Source organism: Clostridium simiarum (assembly GCF_018919175.1).
Classification (GTDB): domain Bacteria; phylum Bacillota; class Clostridia; order Clostridiales; family Clostridiaceae; genus Clostridium_L; species Clostridium_L simiarum.
Genome location: NZ_JAHLQL010000001.1, coordinates 919,212 through 935,978 on the forward strand (window position 1 = coordinate 919,212; position 16,767 = coordinate 935,978).

General features: G+C 29.6%; 17 protein-coding genes, 1 other RNA gene and 1 pseudogene. 2 read left to right on the plus strand and 17 right to left on the minus strand.

Going from position 1 to position 16,767, the window contains the following annotated elements; all coding sequences use genetic code 11:
* Positions 1-8: 8 nt before the first annotated feature.
* From KQI89_RS04400 to KQI89_RS04410, 3 genes are all read right to left on the minus strand, one after another.
* On the minus strand, positions 9-797 hold the full coding sequence (locus KQI89_RS04400) for an electron transfer flavoprotein subunit beta/FixA family protein (protein WP_216456061.1): 789 nt from the start codon (positions 795-797) through the stop codon (positions 9-11).
* A gap of 158 nt (positions 798-955) precedes the next feature.
* The gene (locus tag KQI89_RS04405; protein ID WP_216456062.1) at positions 956-1,648 is read right to left on the minus strand and encodes a FadR/GntR family transcriptional regulator; all 693 of its coding nucleotides are present in this window, start codon (positions 1,646-1,648) and stop codon (positions 956-958) included.
* A gap of 111 nt (positions 1,649-1,759) precedes the next feature.
* Positions 1,760-2,494 carry a nuclease-related domain-containing protein gene (locus tag KQI89_RS04410; RefSeq protein ID WP_216456063.1) on the minus strand — a complete coding sequence of 245 codons (735 nt, stop codon included), beginning with the start codon at positions 2,492-2,494 and terminating at the stop codon, positions 1,760-1,762.
* Between the two features lie 415 nt (positions 2,495-2,909).
* Here KQI89_RS04410 and KQI89_RS18135 point away from each other — a divergent pair, with 415 nt between their 5' ends.
* Positions 2,910-2,996 carry a YHYH domain-containing protein gene (locus tag KQI89_RS18135; RefSeq protein ID WP_425514075.1) on the plus strand — a complete coding sequence of 29 codons (87 nt, stop codon included), beginning with the start codon at positions 2,910-2,912 and terminating at the stop codon, positions 2,994-2,996.
* A gap of 263 nt (positions 2,997-3,259) precedes the next feature.
* On the opposite strand, the gene KQI89_RS04420 is transcribed toward KQI89_RS18135, so the two are convergent.
* The 7 genes and pseudogenes from KQI89_RS04420 to KQI89_RS04445 all read right to left on the minus strand — a co-directional run bounded on the left by KQI89_RS04420 (position 3,260) and on the right by KQI89_RS04445 (position 8,382).
* Positions 3,260-3,679: a TM2 domain-containing protein gene (locus tag KQI89_RS04420; protein ID WP_216456065.1), complete on the minus strand. Its 420-nt coding sequence runs from the start codon at positions 3,677-3,679 to the stop codon at positions 3,260-3,262.
* 474 nt (positions 3,680-4,153) lie between these two features.
* Positions 4,154-4,299 (minus strand): annotated as a pseudogene (locus KQI89_RS17580) (integrase core domain-containing protein); the annotation flags it as partial.
* Between the two features lie 301 nt (positions 4,300-4,600).
* A complete protein-coding gene (locus tag KQI89_RS04425) occupies positions 4,601-5,260 on the minus strand; it encodes a flavodoxin family protein (RefSeq protein ID WP_216456066.1) in 660 nt (219 codons plus the stop codon).
* 288 nt (positions 5,261-5,548) lie between these two features.
* A complete protein-coding gene (locus tag KQI89_RS18140; protein ID WP_216456067.1) occupies positions 5,549-5,650 on the minus strand; it encodes an SDR family oxidoreductase in 102 nt (33 codons plus the stop codon).
* Positions 5,647-6,114 (minus strand): SDR family NAD(P)-dependent oxidoreductase, encoded by a 468-nt coding sequence (locus KQI89_RS04435; RefSeq protein WP_216456068.1) that lies wholly within the window; start codon positions 6,112-6,114, stop codon positions 5,647-5,649. Before KQI89_RS04435 ends, KQI89_RS18140 begins: the two co-directional genes overlap by 4 nt.
* A gap of 231 nt (positions 6,115-6,345) precedes the next feature.
* The gene (locus tag KQI89_RS04440; protein WP_216456069.1) at positions 6,346-7,803 is read right to left on the minus strand and encodes an Ig-like domain-containing protein; all 1,458 of its coding nucleotides are present in this window, start codon (positions 7,801-7,803) and stop codon (positions 6,346-6,348) included.
* 306 nt (positions 7,804-8,109) lie between these two features.
* Positions 8,110-8,382, minus strand: a complete 273-nt coding sequence (locus tag KQI89_RS04445) for a hypothetical protein (RefSeq protein WP_216456070.1) — start codon at positions 8,380-8,382, stop codon at positions 8,110-8,112.
* A 487-nt stretch (positions 8,383-8,869) separates the two neighbouring features.
* Between KQI89_RS04445 and KQI89_RS04450 the strand changes: the two genes are divergently transcribed.
* Entirely contained in the window at positions 8,870-9,202 is a 333-nt protein-coding gene (locus KQI89_RS04450) for a hypothetical protein (protein WP_216456071.1), read from the plus strand.
* Positions 9,203-9,438: 236 nt separating this feature from the next.
* On the opposite strand, the gene rnpB is transcribed toward KQI89_RS04450, so the two are convergent.
* The 7 genes from rnpB to KQI89_RS04485 all read right to left on the minus strand — a co-directional run bounded on the left by rnpB (position 9,439) and on the right by KQI89_RS04485 (position 16,628).
* Positions 9,439-9,810, minus strand: an RNA gene (rnpB, locus tag KQI89_RS04455) — RNase P RNA component class A.
* Positions 9,811-9,884: 74 nt separating this feature from the next.
* Positions 9,885-10,697: a Nif3-like dinuclear metal center hexameric protein gene (locus KQI89_RS04460; protein ID WP_246582950.1), complete on the minus strand. Its 813-nt coding sequence runs from the start codon at positions 10,695-10,697 to the stop codon at positions 9,885-9,887.
* Positions 10,688-11,386 (minus strand): tRNA (adenine(22)-N(1))-methyltransferase, encoded by a 699-nt coding sequence (locus KQI89_RS04465; RefSeq protein WP_216456072.1) that lies wholly within the window; start codon positions 11,384-11,386, stop codon positions 10,688-10,690. Before KQI89_RS04465 ends, KQI89_RS04460 begins: the two co-directional genes overlap by 10 nt.
* A 14-nt stretch (positions 11,387-11,400) precedes the next feature.
* Positions 11,401-12,288 carry a PH domain-containing protein gene (locus tag KQI89_RS04470; protein ID WP_216456073.1) on the minus strand — a complete coding sequence of 296 codons (888 nt, stop codon included), beginning with the start codon at positions 12,286-12,288 and terminating at the stop codon, positions 11,401-11,403.
* A gap of 195 nt (positions 12,289-12,483) precedes the next feature.
* Complete coding sequence (gene rpoD, locus KQI89_RS04475; RefSeq protein ID WP_425514065.1) at positions 12,484-13,572, minus strand: RNA polymerase sigma factor RpoD; 1,089 nt, start codon at positions 13,570-13,572, stop codon at positions 12,484-12,486.
* 3 nt (positions 13,573-13,575) lie between these two features.
* Positions 13,576-15,342 (minus strand): DNA primase, encoded by a 1,767-nt coding sequence (dnaG, locus tag KQI89_RS04480; RefSeq protein WP_216456074.1) that lies wholly within the window; start codon positions 15,340-15,342, stop codon positions 13,576-13,578.
* A 251-nt stretch (positions 15,343-15,593) separates the two neighbouring features.
* The gene (locus KQI89_RS04485; RefSeq protein ID WP_216456075.1) at positions 15,594-16,628 is read right to left on the minus strand and encodes a deoxyguanosinetriphosphate triphosphohydrolase; all 1,035 of its coding nucleotides are present in this window, start codon (positions 16,626-16,628) and stop codon (positions 15,594-15,596) included.
* Positions 16,629-16,767 lie beyond the last annotated feature (139 nt).

Here is a 16,767-nt window from a genome sequence, read left to right on the forward strand (position 1 = left end):
AATACCTCCTATATGAATTTTAGACCTTTAAGCTTCATGTGAAGTTTTTTTACAATATCCTCTGAGCTATCTTTCCAAAATTCTCTTTCTATATTTGAATCTGGAGGAAATATTCTTTCAACTTGAGTAGGCGAACCATTTAATCCATATATTTTTTCATCTCTGTCATGAAAATCATCTAAAGATATCATCTTTATCTCCCTATCCCTTGTAGCCTTTTTTTTCTTGTAAGAAGGTAATCTAGGTTGGAAGATATCCTTTTCTACTGTTATAAGACATGGATATTTAATGTGAGCCACCTCTATAGTTTCTCCCATGTCCATCTCTACAGTAATTTCTCTTTCATTTATTTCTAATATATTTCTAACGTTTGCAATATGGGGTATATTTAAATACTCTGCCATCTCTGGCCCAACCTGCGCCGTATCTCCATCAGTGGTTTGTTTTCCACATACTATAATATGAAAATCTCCTGCTTGTCTTACTCCCTGAGAAAGCGTATATGATGTAGCCAATACATCTGCACCAGCAAATCTTCTATCAGATATAAGCACACCTTCATCTGCTCCCATAGCAAAAGCTTCTTTAATTACTTCTTTTGCTTGGGGTGGTCCCATAGTTATAACCTTTATATTAGATTCCGTTTGTTCTTTTATTTTTAATGCGGTTTCCAAGGCATATAAATCATAAGGGTTCATCTTACTATCTACACCATCTCTTTTTAAAACTCCAGTTACAGGATCTACTTCAACTTTTGAAGTTCCCGGAACCTGCTTAATACAGACTAAAATATTCATTTAATTGTCCCCCATTCCTTATGTTTTTATATAAATAAATTTGCTCCTTAATTTAAGGAAAGCTTTACATTTTAAATGGTAATATGGTATGACCAATTTCTAATTAAATATTATCATAGTGCTACATAAAAATCTAGAAAAGTTATATTTATAACAAATTACTCTGTAAAATTTTCCTTAATAAGTTTAAAATGTTCCTCCATTGATATTCTAGCTTTAATACTATCCCTACATTCTAACGCCTTAAATATGTTTTCATGATTATGATTTAACTTTTCTCTATTACTCTTATCTGCCAGTATATTCTTTCTAGAATCCTTTATAAACTTATCTATAAGGTAGGATAACACCTCTAATACATTTATTATAAGTCTATTATGAGATGCCTTTGCTATAGTGTAGTGAAATTCTTTATCTAATTCCACACTTATATTTTCATCAGAACATTTAAGCATCTCTTCTATCAATGTTTTTAGTTTAACAATCTCTTCTTCATTTATATTGTGAGAAGCTAAAACCACAGTTTGAAGCTCCAATACCTCTCTTAATTCTAATATTTCTTTTGGATTACTCTTTTCTAATATGAACATCATAGATAAGGGCTCTAAAAGTATATCCTTAAAGCTTTCTCTTATAAAATTCCCGGATCCTTGCCTACTTTCAACTAAGCCTATAACCTCTAAAGCTCTAATAGCCTCTCTTATAGAAGTTCTACTAACCCCTAACCTTTCAGCTAGTTCTCTCTCTGTGGGAAGTTTATCTCCTTTTTTTAATGTTCCCTTTATTATCATATCTTTTATTTGCTCTACAACCTTCTCATAAACTCTTGTATTTTTTACTGGTTCAAACATTTTAATCCCCCATTTTATTAAATTCTCATAAATAGAATACTCTTATTATACCCTACAAAGAATATTTTTCTAATGAAATATAATCATAATTCATTTTATTTAAAAAACTATTTAAATTATATGTGCCTTTATTTTCTTATTTATCTTATTTGCTTCATGTTTAGATATCTTTTTAGCCCACTTATATTCTTCAATAAAATAAGTAATGCTATCTACTTTTATTATAAACATTGGAGAATTTTCGCTTCCCTTTACAATGGTATTTTTATTTGCTAACACTACCACATCAATAATAGGATAACCTTCTCCTATTATTTCTTCTAAAACCCTATGGTGTCTTTTAACCTGTCCTAAAGGATTTGTATAACCTTCTACCTTACCTGCTATTTCCCTCATCCAATTGCCTTGTTCATCTATTATTATATTACCAATAAGATTTTTGGTTTCTAAATTAAATACACCATTTTCACCTATTACTAAGTGATCAAATTGTTGAACCTTATCTAAAGACCTCAACTTTAAACTATTATATACTTCATATTTATTCTTATTTAAATAGCTTAATTCATAGGCCACAGACTTTTCCCCTTCTATTCCTGCTCTCCTCATAGCTTCTTCTGAAGAAGAAAGTTTTAATCTTTTATTTCTCCCAAAGATTATTAATCTTTTTCCTGTAGCAATAGATATAATTCCATTAATTATCAATATACATACCATGCCTATAGCTATATATCTATAATTTCCTTTTAATAAATTTGATTTTAACAAATTTATCAGAAGAAAAATCCCTATTCCACTAAATATCAATCCAACTATCCTATTAAACATACCTTTAAGTCTTTTCATATTAAGCCTCCATACTAAAAAACACTCACATTACTGTGAGTGTTTTAATCACTTTTAAGCGAAATAAACCTATAAGCCCAGTTCTATATTCAAAAAACCCAGTATTAAAATATATCTTACTTTATTTTAATATACTACAATAAGCTTATAATCACAGTTTAAGAATGCAACATATTTTTCCACAGTGTCAAAGTGGTGCAAAGTCATTTTCGCTACCATAACTATTATACTGTCACTGTACACCCTTGAAATTATACTAAAAAGTCTTGCCCAATACAACCTTATTCTTATTGTTGGATGTATCTGGATAATTCCTTCTTAATCTATATACAAAAAAACAACCTCAGATTAACCCAGGTTGTTTTTGAAAAACTTATTAAAAAGAACCAATTATTTAAAATTCTTATTGTTAATTATGTTGACTTATGTTGTTTCAGCTCATCTAGGGATGACAGATGCTAATGGCGGTCACCGGAATCGTAATACTGGTACATATAATTAAGTTCTTCTGTAACACCCAAAACTCTACCAAGTAATTCAAATACAAATGCAGCCAATGAATCAGGAGAAAAAAAGCTTAAAACTGCATTAGAAAATACAAAAGTCAACAATATGTCTATTGGTTTTCAACTGTTACTGTAATAGCACTTTTAGGAACTCTATATAAATTGTTTAAGAATAAGGCTTAATATTTTTATTTAATTTTATAATAAAAACGAGGTAGCTTCTAGATTTTTTAAGAGCTACCTTTGTTTAAACACTATTCTATACATAATATCTAGATGGTTTCCCCAACAAAGCAATTAAATCTATTACTACACCTATTAAAAATAATCCTAGTGTAAAGAAATATAATACACCCATTCCAACTTTACCTTCATAAAATTTATGTGCACCGAAAAAACCTAAAAATAAGCAAAGTAATATAGCAATCGTTTTATTTTTAGGCCTTACCATGCCACTATTAATATTAGCATTTGCATTCACATTGGCATTAGTATTCTTACTTGAATTATGGTTATTTATTACCATATTAGGTTGCAAAGTACTCTTAAGCTCTTCAACTTGTCTTCCACATTTGGTACATATAACTGCATCCATATGAATTTTTTCACCACAGAATTTACAAAACTTTAAATTTTGTGATTGTTGGTCATTACTAACTCCAGTTATTTTCTCTTCCATTTTAACCCCCACCATAAAACAATATTATTTTACCTTTTATGCAGCAGTTTTGCTTTTATTATTCTAAATTTATATATATTTACAATTATAATTGTAAACTATTTATTATTTAATTCAAGCATTTTGACAAAAGTGTCTATTATTTTATAAAAATAAAAGCCTCTTTTAGGACTATAGTTAATAGTGCTATTATATTTACTTACTTAAATTATTTATTTTTTATTAGTATGGTATATATTTAATTTGCCATACTAATTTTAAAGCTGAAAAATTATGAGTTGTTTTCTTTTCTAGTTAACCCATGATAAGACAACAATATTCCCAACCTACAATTCCCTGTGATTTTTAACAGTGAATAAAACTTTCCTACCCATGTTCCGCCTACAGTATCTTTATAATTTTGGATTTAAGTCAATATAGTAGACACAAAAACTCGAATTTTTTATGCAGTTTTTTTAAAGTACCTTCAAGTTGTTATGGAGTTACATAACCAATGCTACTGTGAAGTCTTTTTCTATTGTACCAAGATTCTATATAAGCTTAACGGCATCAAAATCATAATATGTGGCTAAATTTACTAGCGAAGCATGAAAGAATTCAATACAAGCATTATCATAGGGCATCCTTTGCCATTAAAAGGTTCCCCTTTTAATTTTATTCCTGCTATTTTAGCAAAAGTATTATTGACAAACTAGGCGTTAATTCTTTTACGCTTAATTTTAATTAGTTATTCTTTATATCTTCAATTTTCCTTCCAAGTCAAAATATAAAATTAATACAAAAATCACCGATTAACTCCATATTATATAACTTGTTCGTAACACGAAAAAAATTCTAACTTAAATTGATTTCTAAGTTAGAAGCCTAAGTAATTTATTCCAACAATTATCTTATAACTTAATCTTATTATTTTAAACATCCCTACTTAATTTTTATTTGTTTAATTACATTATCTACTAATGGTTCTAATCTATTTTCTATATCATTCCAATCATACTCTTGTACCGGGAATATTGACTCTTCAATTTTTTTTATACTTTTTACAGGAAAAGCAACTCCATTGTGCTGCTCTTTGCTAACTCCAATAATCTTCATCTCTACTGGATATGATAAGGCATTATAAATTGGATCTAAAACAAGGCTTTTATAATATTTTATTAATTCCTCAGTACCTCCACCATGGCATATGAGCCCCACTGGTTTATCAAATAATGGAGAACGATAATTTGCATCATTAAATCTCTTTAAAAATGCAAGTTGCTCTATTTTTTCAAGAAAAATTGATAGTTTTGCTGGTATAGGAGCATAATGAGCAGAAACAATGAATAAGGCATCTGCTTTTACTATTGTACTATAAATATGATTAAAATTATTATCATAGGCACACTTATCACTATAAAAACATTCTCCGCATCCAATACAAGGCTTAAGGTCATAATCAACAAGTGAAATTATCTCAACATCTGTACTGTTTGCTCCTCTTTTATTTATTATTTTTTTCACTAGTTTGCATGCTTTTATTGAAGTACCATTATTTTTTGAGTGCTTTATATTTGAAGCAGACATGCAGACAATACCCATTTTTTCCATCTCCTTATCTCACATTATTATTCTTGCTTAATTACTTATCCTTTATGATTCCATTCAATTATTTATAAATTCCTTTTATGTTTCTAATCATCATTTTTAATATAATGACTACGAATTCATGTTTTATTTAGCTATTTAACCTCGTTTTGTGCTAATAAAATCAATACGTAATTTAAAATTACTTTACCTATAAATTACTCTAAAAATATATTATTTCTTCTCATAAACTTATAATTATAGAAATACTTTTACTAATTATGGCGCTAGTCCTCCATCGACTTAGATAATTTGACCAGATATATAATTAGCCATTTCTGAGCACAAAAATGTAATTACTTTTGCCACGTCATTTGGTTCTCCAATTCTATTCAAAGGTATCATTTTTTTACCCTTTCTATTTCATTTTTACTCATATTGTTTAGATCAGTTTTAATAAGTCCAGGTGCAACTGCGTTAACACGAATACCAAAGATGCCAAGTTCCTTTGCCATTGATCTTGTCATAGCAATCAAACCAGATTTTGATGCTACATAATTAACCTGTCTCACACCAGGTGTTATTGCAGAATCCGACGAAATATTTACTATATTACCTTTATTGCATGCTATCATAAGCTTAGATGCATATTTTGAACACAGGAAAGCACCTTTCAAATTCGTATCAATAACCTTATCCCATTCCTCTTCCTTCATATAACTAATATAATTCATGCTGTTTGCCCCTGCATTATTAACTAAAATATCTAGTCTATCTGTTTTGCTTCTAATATATTCATACATATTCTTTACGTCCTCATGTTTAGTTATATCAGCTTTTACAATATAAGCTTTTCGCTCATTATTCATAATGATTTCAGCAGCAGTTGGTATACCTAATGTCCTTGTTCCTCCATTTTTCTTAGGAATTTCTAAAGCTTTTACTGCTGGAGGGAAGTAAGTTCCTGATTACATTTTATTCCACATTTGCACATTTTATATAGCATGAAACAAATTAAATTGTTTCTTCAGAATAACTTAAACAAGTATATAAAGAGACACCTAGATTATTTCTATGTGTCTCTTTATATAATATTTTATTTAATTATTTGGTTCATAGTTTGGATTCTTAATCATTTGCTCCACTATTTCTAGTAAGTCAGCATCATCTACTTTACCATTAATAACTACGTCAGTATCATATTTACTAGTATCGGTATTTTCTGCATTGTATCCATAATACCATGCATCAATACCCAAATCCAAAAGAGTAAATTCACCATCCCTGTTTACGTCATATGTTGATACTATAAATTCTTTCTCTCCACAATTTTCTGATAAGAGATCTTTTTCCATAGTTCCATTATCAGCTATACGTGCTCTAACAACATCTACTTTTCCTGTACCTACTGCTTTAGCTTTAAACTTTAATTTAAGTATAATCTTGTCCCCATTAATTGCATTGTCTTTACCCAAACTAGCAATTATAAATCTTAAAGTTCCAGTATTACTATCCTTTAATTCTTTAACTACTCTTAGACCATTAATAACGTCATAACCTACATATTCAAATAAGTCTTTATTATAGTCTATTTTTATATCTTCTGCACATATGTTAATACCATTATGAAGAACTATATCAGTAGTAAATTCTTGCCCTACCCTTAATTTGCTTTGTTCAGATTCTACTGTTATGGTTTCATCTTTAGATATTGGTGTAACAGTTACATTGCAAGTAGCAGTTAAGGTAGTACCTTCAACTGTTGCAGTAATAACAGCCTGACCACCTTTTACTGCTGTAACATTACCATTTTCATCTATAGTAGCTATACTTGAATCACTTGATGTCCAAATAATTTTTTTGTTTATTGCATCTTCTGGCAATACTGTAGCTGTTAGTTTCTCAGAACTACCTTCTAATAGATCCATAGATGTTTTATTAACAGATATTTCTGCTGTTGGAACTATTGAACTTGTATCTTCGTTATATGGCTTTAGTTGACCATTAGTATCTATATCAAATGCATCAATGTGGATCTGGTCATTATAATTAATGTATGGAACTTCTCTAATTATTTTCACAAAATGTTCTGAATCTTCTAATCCATTAATTTCAAATAGTAAACATTGCCATAGTTCATTTCCTCCGCTGCTAAACGTATATGGAACATTGTCTATTAATATTTTTACGGTCTTACAATACCCTGAATAGCGTGTTCCAATTACTCGTAACTTAGTACCTGTGAAATTAAATTCTACATAAGCCCCTGCAGTATTTAATCTTGTGAGCATATTTTTGTATGCTGGATAATAACTATAAGTATCTGCATTTCCCCCTTTGGTTATATTTGAGTTGGCATCGTCATACCTTCTCCATCCTATTTCAGGTTGTAGAATTTGCTCTCCAATTTTAGCACTATTTTCTGGAGTGTTATTTAAATTCTTAGTGCCTATTTCATGGTCAATTACTGTTGCGTTAGCCTCCTGAGGATTAATACCTCCCACCCATGTTAACAGAGCTAACACAAAAACTAAAAATAAACTAAATTTCTTTTTCATTCTTTTGTCCCCCTTGTAATTCTTGCATATATATTATATAACTTCTAATTTTGTAATTTCAAGTATTTATTTGCTTCATTTTACCACATTTTACGATATTTCTTTAAATTTTAGTAAATTTTTCTTGAAAAATTTTACTAAGATTAAAAAACACCTAGTTCCTAGTCTAAATATAATCCAAATACTTTATTTATTCTACTAAGGAGTTTACTCTTGCCTAATTACTCCTATACTAATTCTGCTTAAAGTTTTTGCGTGAATTTTAAAATCTTCAATATATTTATTATCTCCTTTATTTCTTACTCTCTATAACCTACCATTTAATAACTTAGCTATAGCTTCTACTGTTTCATTTCTCCTGTCACATGTAGCACCTTTGCTTATATATAAACCTTTAAAACTCTTCTTATCTCTATATTTCATTCTTACTAGATCTTTATACTCTTTCCCTAATAAGTTTATAGCATATTCTATATCTGCTATTTCTTTTTTTATTTCCCTTATTTTTGCCTTAAGCTTTAAAGAATACATTATAATATATTTTAATTCCTTTTCTAGCTTTTCTATTTGCCTTACCATCTCTTTTTCAGCATAGAATCCTGTGGAAGAGCTTTGAACTCTTTCCTCATAAGTTATACCCCTCGATTCTTCTTCTAAAAATACATTAGTTTTCTTTATGTCTTGCCTTATTCTATCTTTCCAATTTTCTAGGATGCTTATTTTATGTTCTAATTTGTCTATCTCCTTATAGCTTTAAAAATAACCTCGGAAGTAGATTTAATGTGTGGTAAATTAGGTGGCTTATGTTGAGAAGATATTATTTTTAATATTAAAAGCAATTTAATTTATACAAATGGTCATGTTCAAATTACAACTCCAAAAATATTAAAAAATCTAGAAATATCTATAATCATATTAATAAAGAAATAGAGAAAGATAATACTAAAAAATTAAATAAAAAACTCTGATTAACAAAGCTATTTTCATGTAAATTATTTGATTTTACGTAACATTTTGTAATGCATATACATATCTTAATATTGTAATAAGTTTATGGAGGACTTTAATGAACAATCTAGACCACAAAGTTAACCTGAATAATGAAATGATTGAAAATTACTATGAAACTCGAAATGTGAATTATCCTAATTACCCAATGACCTCTTATCCCATATATAGTTATCCAATGTTTTGTTATCAATGCATGAGGGATGACTATGAAGATGTAGACTTAGATTTCGATGATTATGAAGATTTCGATCCAGATTACAGACAAAGAAGACGCAGACGTAGAAGACGTAGACGTAGACATCCATATTATCCTTATTTTTACCATTACCAAAGACCTTTTTATCCATTTTTCTATCCCTATATATTCCGTGATTGGGATGATGACTAAAAAAATAATAGCATAAAATTAATAAAACTATGCTTATAAATTTTATGTATTAGTCTATATTCAAACAAATTTCTCCAAATAAAAAGAAGGTAACTCCTAGCCTATGCTAAGAATTACCTTCTACTAATTTATTAATCAAATCTTCCTATTGGAAATTCTAAAAAATTAAAAAACATATGTGGTTGCAAAAGACTGGCAAAATAAAAAAACACCAAGCGTAAAACCTAGTGTTTTCAATAGCGAGATAAACCTATAAGCCGAGTTCTGTATTAAGCAATCATCTATCTAGGCCCATTGTTACCAATGAGCTCCAGCGACACACCCGAAGGCGGAACGAGCAGCTCCTTTTGCCTTCCTATTCGGTCTTGCTCCAGATGGGGTTTACATAGCCGCAAAGTCGCCAATGCGCTGGTGAGCTCTTACCTCGCCTTTCCACCCTTACCAGTAGCTTAAAGCTAACTAATCATCAAAAGATGATTCTGGCGGTATATCTCTGTTGCACTTTCCTTAGAGTCGCCTCCACTGGGAGTTACCCAGCACCCTGCCCTATGGAGCTCGGACTTTCCTCTCCTGAGAAAATTCTCAGCAGCGATTGCTTGGCTTACTCGCAAAAACTATACTATCATATTACTCAATAAAAATCAAAGGAAATATTTATAAATTATGCATTTAATTTATAAATTTAAAATATTTCATAGGGTTCACGTTCACTCTGAGAGTAATAAACCTTTATTTCTCTATCCTGTGACTTTAAATATTTTTCTATATTTCTTCCTATTATTTTAAATAATGGCCATTCGGAACTAAAATGTCCTATGTCTATTAAGAATAAACCCATTTCTTTATAATCGCTTATATAATGATAGGTTGTATCTCCTGTAATTACACATTGAGCCCCTGCCTTTCTTGCAGCTTCAAAATAATCTTGCCCACTACCATTTATCATTGCTATTTTATTTATATTCATATTTACTTCCCCTGCAAATCTCAAAGAAGATAAATTAAATTTTTCTTTAACTACAGAGCAAAGTTTTTCTGCTCTTATTGGGCTCTTAAGTTCTATTATTCTTCCTATACCAGCCCCCTGTATTTTTGTTAAAGACTCCTCTATTATATTCACACTATTTATATCTAGATTTAAAAGCTCTACCATGGTATCATTCATTCCATTTTTTACTGAATCTAAATTAGTATGACTACTATAAAGATTTATATTATTTTTTATAAGCTCTATGATCTTCTTCCCCTGTAGTGTGTCTGTGGTTATAGATGAAGGTTTTCTAAAAATTAAAGGGTGATGAGATATTATCATATCTACATTCTTATCCTTTGCCTCCTTTATAACCTCTAGAGTACAGTCTAAACAAAACAAAACAGCTTTAACCCTATGATATCTATCTCCTACCATAAGGCCTACATTATCATAACTCTCTTTTAATCTACTAGGAGCTAGATTCTCCATATAATCCATTATATCTTCTACAGTTATATGCATTTCAACAACTCCTCTAGCTTATTTTTAAATTCTTCTAAAAACACTTTTCTTTCTAGTATATTTTTACTATCACCTTTTAAATAAATTAGTATTTTTTCTAATTCTTGGACTTTAAACTCTACATATTCCTTTATTAAAGGGTGTTTTTTATTTATTAACAAAGGGCTTATATGATAATAAATTGGATCTTTAATATATATTCCATGACACTGATTATCATATCTTACCTTAATTATTTGGTAATAAATATCTTCATCTTTACACAACTCTTCATCTAATATTTGAAAATTATTATTATAAAGATATTCTCTTAATATCTCTGGGTTCTGGGTAGGTTGCAACACAATGTATTGAAGTTCTTTCACCTTATCAAAGCTATCAATTAATATATCTCTAATGAGATTACCTCCCATTCCTGCTATTATAGAACCTTGAACTTCTTTTTTTTTAACTGTGTTTAATCCTGGTCCTTTTCTACATTGTATTCTACTCTCTAACCCATAGGATTTTATATTATTTAAGGCTCTTTCTACAGGTCCTTTGTTTATATCAGAAGCTATGGCAAAATTACATATGCCAAGCTGTATAAGTTTTATTGGTACATATCCATGATCTGTACCTACATCTATTATAGATTCACATTTACTACATAAATTAATAATTTTATTTAACCTATTACTTAATTCCATTTCTTCTCCCTTGTCTATGCAAAAATAAATATCACTCTAACCTGAATTATTAAAAATAAAATTGATATTATTAAAGGTATATACATGTATTTATATGCGGATTTCTTGTCGTACTTTGCATAAAAGTATGACGCATAATGCATACAAAATAATATTACCATATTAAATACTCCATAAGTCATTTGTCTAAAGGCAAATTGTTTACCTGAGCCATATTGAGTAGGTTTAAAGTAAATATTAAAATTCAAAGGCATTTTAGCTGGTAAGCTGTTACTTAAATATAGAATGAATGGATTTAATATAATAAAAAATGTAATAATAGTTGTCATTATCAATGGTACTAAAAACTTCTTTTCCTTATACATATCTATATTTTTTTTATACTCCACATAAAACTCTTTGTTTTCTATGCCCTTTTCTTCTAATTTTTTTATAAATTCATTAAAATTATTAGGAGAAAGTCCATATATTCTATTTAGTGCTTTTATATATATTATCCCTTTTGAATCAGTAATAAAAGTATTTGAAATACCTACTTTTTCTATAAAACTCTTTCCAATATGAAACCTATGATTCCCTATTCCAGATAATTTCACACCGTCTATTTTACCTTTTATTATTGTATAAGATTCCATATCCTTATAGGGGATTAATATTTTTTTTAGCCCAAATAGAAAAGATATAGAAATATCCTCCTCCCCCAATTCATAACTAAGTGATTTTACTAATGCAAGATAGTAAATACAATAAATGCTTAACGCAAACATCCCCAAAATAAAAATATATTGTGCAATATAAGTATTTGCAAAGTAGATTAGAATACCTAATGCACCATTTCCCAGCAATAATAGCAATAGTATATAAGCATATACCTTTGCTTTTTCTGGTTTGTAGATTTCCATAAACTCACCTCTATGAGCTATTATAGCATAGTAAAGCTAAGTTTTGAATATTTTGCAATGTAAAATATAGAAACCTTCATAAATATTTATCCCTTTGACTAGAAAACTAAAAAGCCTTTGTTCAAAAATCTAGTGACTTTTAAACAAAGACTTTTTTAAATATTATTCAAAGCTTAATATTTAAATTATTTATACTTAATCTAAGTAATCTTTTAATTTCTTACTTCTGCTTGGATGCCTTAATTTCCTAAGAGCTTTTGCTTCAATCTGTCTTATTCTTTCTCTTGTAACATTGAATTCCTTACCTACTTCTTCTAGGGTTCTAGCTCTTCCATCGTCTAACCCAAATCTAAGTCTTAAAACTTTTTCCTCTCTTGGAGTTAAAGTATCTAATACATTTATGAGTTGTTCTTTAAGCATGGTGAAAGCGGCTGCTTCTGCTGGAGCTGGTGCCTCATCATCTGGAATAAAGTCTCCAAGATGACTATCTTCTTCCTCTCCGATAGGAGTTTCTAAAGATACTGGTTCTTGAGCTATTTTCATTATATCTCTTACCTTATCTACTGGCATATCCATTATATTAGCTATTTCCTCAGGCTGTGGTGCTCTTCCAAGCTCTTGAAGTAGTTGTCTTTCTACCCTGATTAATTTATTTATTGTCTCTACCATATGTACAGGTATTCTTATAGTTCTAGCTTGATCTGCAATAGCTCTAGTAATAGCCTGCCTTATCCACCAAGTAGCATAGGTACTAAATTTAAAGCCTTTTCTATAGTCAAACTTTTCTACTGCTTTAATAAGACCTAGATTCCCTTCCTGTATAAGATCTAGAAATAGCATACCTCTACCTACATATCTTTTAGCAATACTTACTACAAGTCTAAGGTTAGCCTCAGCTAACTTTTTCTTTGCTACTGGATCTCCCTCTTCTATCCTCTCTGCTAACTCTATTTCTTCTTCAGAAGATAAAAGCGGAACTTTACCTATTTCTTTAAGATACATTCTTACAGGGTCATCAATAGATATGCCTTCGGGTACAGATAAATCAAGATCCTCTTCTTCTTCTTCAACCTCATCTTGCATGTCCCCAACAATATCTATTCCCATAGACTCCAAAACTTCATATATTTTCTCAATTTGCTCTGGGCTTAAATCTATTTCATCAAGTTCATCCATTATCTCTTTGTAAGTTAAAGTACCTGCACTTTTACCCTTTTCTATAAGTTTTTTTACTAGGGCCATTTTTGCACCTTTATCCTTCATTGTCTTACCTCCTTCCGCCATTACCTAATCCCTCCCTGTCTCTTTCTGAAGCCTCATAAGCTCTGTAGTCAATCTCAAAGATTCTTCTATATCTCCTCTTGACTCTAATTCCTTCATCTTAATCATAATTCTTTTTTTCGACTCCTCTAGCTTATAAATTTTAATATTTTCCAAATAATCTTTAACGAGTTTTACTTTATCACTATCTTCATCTAAAAGTTTTAATTCCTGAATAAATATCCATTCTTTAGCGCTCTCAGTATCATCGCATTTAGATTCAATATATTTATATCTATCCATTTCTTTGATATTTTCACTGTCTAATATCAAATCAAATATTTTTTTATGAGAATCTATTATAAGACTATTTTTTTCAACATTTTCTTTTATATATTCATATATTTCTTTATCTTCCATCATAAATTTCAATAAGCTTCTTTCAGCTTTTAAATAAGCTGGTTCTAAATATAATTTTGGTCCAAAACTCTCTGGACTATTCATCTTACTATCATTATTCAGTTCCTTTTTCACATATCTCTTCAGAAGATCATAAAAAGCTTGCTCCTTTATACCTGTTTCTTCTGATATCTTTTTTACATAAACATCCTGTTCAATAAGATCCAACTCTCTTATTACATCAGTAACTTCTTTTGCATACTTAATTAAATGAGTATCATTGGATAAATCTTTACCTGCTTTTACCTTATTTAATTTATATTCAATTAATGGAATAGCAGAATCCATTAAAGCTAAAAAAGCTTCCTTACCATGACTTTTAACATAATCATCTGGATCTTTACCATCAGGTACTGTAAGAACTCTTACATCAAATCCAACACTTTTTAATACATCAAGCCCTCTTAATGTTGCCATTTGTCCAGCTAAATCAGCATCATAAGATATTATAACCTTATCTGCATATCTTTTTAATAATCTGGCCTGGTTTACTGTAAGGGCTGTGCCTAGTGATGCCACCACATTAGTTATTCCAACTTGATGTAATGATATACAATCCATATACCCTTCCACTATAACAAAGGTTCTACTATTATTACCTTTTATAGCAAAATTAAGCCCATAAAGATTTGTTCTCTTTGAAAACAGCAAGGTTTCTGGCGAGTTAAGGTATTTAGGTTTAGATTCATCTAGTACTCTTCCACCAAAACCTATTACTTTGCCTCTATGATCAAATACTGGGAACATAACTCTGTTCCTAAATCTATCATAAAATCCACCTTTATCTTTAGCTATAGCAAGACCTGCCTCACTTATTAATTGAGGAGAAAATCCCTTAGTTTTTAAGAATTTTAAAAGGCTATCCCAACTGTTTAAAGAATAACCCAACCCAAATCTTCTTATAGTAGCTTCAGATATACCTCTTCTTAAAAAATACCCCTTTGCTGTAGAGTTTCTATTTAAATTACTGAAGAAGAATCTAGCTGACTCTGTATTTATCTTATATAAAACCTCTCTTTTATCTTTTCCTTTTTTATTTTGGCCTTGTTCTAAACTTATGTTGGCCCTTTCTGCAAGATATTCCAAAGCTTCCACATAAGACAAATTTTTATTTTTCATAACAAAGGTAATTACATTGCCTGCTTCTCCGCAACCAAAGCACTTGTATATCTGTTTATCCACAGAGACACTAAAGGAAGGTGTTTTTTCATTATGAAAAGGGCAAAGTCCAATATAATTTCTTCCTGCACGTCTTAATCTGACACTTTCTGATATAATATCTACTATATCATTTTGGTCCTTTATCCTTTCTATAATTTCTTCTGGTATGGCCAATGAAATTCCCACCTATCCTAATGCATAATTTCAACAAAGCATTATATATTCGACATAAAATATTGTATTCCTTCTTTATTTTAAAAATTTTTGTAACATTATAATATTCTAGAGAATATCATAAGCTTTTAAGTATATATTCTTTATAAATTTTAAATCTCCTTCAAGATTTCATATATTTATGTATATTTTATATAATAATTTCATTAAATAGTCTACCCATAACAATGGTAAAATTATTCCTAATTTTCTTAATATATTACAAACTTTGGAACGTAAATTTTATTAAACAAAACCAGACAATAATCATCACTCATTCCTGCAATATAATCCGTTACTCCTCGCTCCTTACCTTCTTTTTCGACAATATTTTTGTATATGTGAGGCATTTCTTCTATATGCTTCATGTAATAATCATAAACATTATGTAAAACAAACTTCGCCTTCTCTCTCTCTTCTTTTAATATAGAACCTAAATATATCTTTTGAAACATAAATTTTCTAAGCTGAGCTAAAGCATGGCCTATATCTTTACTTAAAGATACTTCTAATATACCTTTATCTATATTATCTAAAGTATTATATACACAATCATTAACTAATGTATTAATCCTCTCTCCATGAGTTTTTCCTAATATATTAATAAGCTCCTCTGGTATATCTTTAATCCTGAGCAAACCAGCTCTTATGGAATCATCTATATCATGGTTTACATAGGCTATTTTATCACTATATTTAACCACTTGACCCTCTAAGGTTATGGCTCTATTAACTTTAGAGGAATTAGAAAAGCCGCTATGTTTTAAAATTCCATCTAAAACTTCTTCTGTAAGATTTAACCCTTTTCCGTTTTTCTCTAAATATTTTAAAACTCTTATGCTTTGCTCGTTATGTTTGAACCCTCCAGGTAAAAGCTCATTTAACACTTCTTCTCCATTATGAGCAAAAGCTACATGTCCTAAATCATGACCAAGTGCTATGGCTTCAATAAGGTCCTCATTTAATCCTATGCCCTTTCCTATTGTTTTAGAAATTTGAGAGACTTCTAATGTATGGGTAAGCCTAGTTCTATAATGATCCCCTGAGGTTTTTATATAAACCTGAGTTTTGTGCTTTAATCTCCTAAAAGATTTACTATGAACTATTCTATCCCTATCAATCATGTAAGGCGTTCTAATATCCTCTAGCTCCTCCATTTTTGCTCGTCCCTTAGTATTTTTGGAAAGCGCTGCCCCTTTTATGAGGGTTATTTCCTCATTTCTTTGAATCTTATCTCTGATTAGCACATTAACCACCTCTCTTTATAAATAAATTCTATAATATAATTTAAAATCCTCTATTTTAGGTATATATATAAGATAAAAATTATTTTTTAAGTATATTAATCTCTCCATTTTAATATTATTATAGTGAATTAATTTTTAG

Excerpts from the sequence above, each read along its gene's own strand:
- KQI89_RS04400 (WP_216456061.1), bottom strand. The coding sequence starts at position 797 with ATGAATATTTTAGTCTGTATTAAGCAGGTTCCGGGAACTTCAAAAGTT.
- KQI89_RS04405 (WP_216456062.1), bottom strand. The coding sequence starts at position 1,648 with ATGTTTGAACCAGTAAAAAATACAAGAGTTTATGAGAAGGTTGTAGAG.
- KQI89_RS04410 (WP_216456063.1), bottom strand. The coding sequence starts at position 2,494 with ATGAAAAGACTTAAAGGTATGTTTAATAGGATAGTTGGATTGATATTT.
- KQI89_RS18135 (WP_425514075.1), top strand. The coding sequence starts at position 2,910 with ATGTTGACTTATGTTGTTTCAGCTCATCTAGGGATGACAGATGCTAAT.
- KQI89_RS04420 (WP_216456065.1), bottom strand. The coding sequence starts at position 3,679 with ATGGAAGAGAAAATAACTGGAGTTAGTAATGACCAACAATCACAAAAT.
- KQI89_RS04425 (WP_216456066.1), bottom strand. The coding sequence starts at position 5,260 with ATGGGTATTGTCTGCATGTCTGCTTCAAATATAAAGCACTCAAAAAAT.
- KQI89_RS18140 (WP_216456067.1), bottom strand. The coding sequence starts at position 5,650 with ATGATACCTTTGAATAGAATTGGAGAACCAAATGACGTGGCAAAAGTA.
- KQI89_RS04435 (WP_216456068.1), bottom strand. The coding sequence starts at position 6,114 with ATGAATAATGAGCGAAAAGCTTATATTGTAAAAGCTGATATAACTAAA.
- KQI89_RS04440 (WP_216456069.1), bottom strand. The coding sequence starts at position 7,803 with ATGAAAAAGAAATTTAGTTTATTTTTAGTTTTTGTGTTAGCTCTGTTA.
- KQI89_RS04445 (WP_216456070.1), bottom strand. The coding sequence starts at position 8,382 with ATGGTAAGGCAAATAGAAAAGCTAGAAAAGGAATTAAAATATATTATA.
- KQI89_RS04450 (WP_216456071.1), top strand. The coding sequence starts at position 8,870 with ATGAACAATCTAGACCACAAAGTTAACCTGAATAATGAAATGATTGAA.
- KQI89_RS04460 (WP_246582950.1), bottom strand. The coding sequence starts at position 10,697 with ATGCATATAACTGTAGAAGATATAATGGATTATATGGAGAATCTAGCT.
- KQI89_RS04465 (WP_216456072.1), bottom strand. The coding sequence starts at position 11,386 with ATGGAATTAAGTAATAGGTTAAATAAAATTATTAATTTATGTAGTAAA.
- KQI89_RS04470 (WP_216456073.1), bottom strand. The coding sequence starts at position 12,288 with ATGGAAATCTACAAACCAGAAAAAGCAAAGGTATATGCTTATATACTA.
- rpoD (WP_425514065.1), bottom strand. The coding sequence starts at position 13,572 with ATGGCGGAAGGAGGTAAGACAATGAAGGATAAAGGTGCAAAAATGGCC.